1 protein-coding gene is annotated in these 574 nt (G+C 71.4%); it reads left to right on the plus strand.

Annotated features, from left to right (window positions below; translation table 11 throughout):
• Positions 1 to 2: 2 nt before the first annotated feature.
• A partial coding sequence (locus tag A5692_RS22290) for a DUF222 domain-containing protein (RefSeq protein ID WP_231984414.1) occupies positions 3 to 574 on the plus strand: 572 nt, incomplete at its 3' end.

The raw sequence follows: 574 nt of genomic DNA on the forward strand, positions 1-574 counted from the left end.
CGGTGTTCGACGACCTTGATGCGGTCTTGGCCCGCGCCCGGGCGTTACCGGTTGACGCGATGAACGTCGCGCAACAGCTGGCGATGCTGGAGCGCTGCGAGAAGGCGCGCCGCCAACTGCCGGCCATCGAGCATCCGGTGATCAACAACCTGGGCCGCCAGGCCACGCCAGAGGAGTTGGGCGGCACGCTGCCGCACGCGCTCGCCGAGGCGACGTTGATCAGCCGCGCCGAAGCCTCACGGCGGGTCAAAGAGGCCACCGATCTGGGGCCGCGCCACGGGCTGACCGGCGAACCGCTGGCGCCGATGTTGCCGGCCACCGCCGCCGCCCAACGCGCCGGGAAACTGGGCGCCGGGCAGGTGGCGGTGATCCGCCGCTTTTTCCACCGCCTGCCCGGCTGGGTGGACTTCGCCACTCGCGAGGCCGTGGAGACCGACCTGGCTGCCCATGGAACGCAGTACCGGCCCGAACAACTCGCCGCGCTGGCCGACACACTGGCCGACTGCCTCAACCCCGACGGCACCTACACCGACGACGACCGCGCCCGCCGGCGCGGACTCACTTTGGGCAAGCA

This window comes from Mycobacterium sp. E342, assembly GCF_001667665.1.
In the GTDB taxonomy this organism is placed as follows: Bacteria; Actinomycetota; Actinomycetes; order Mycobacteriales; family Mycobacteriaceae; genus Mycobacterium.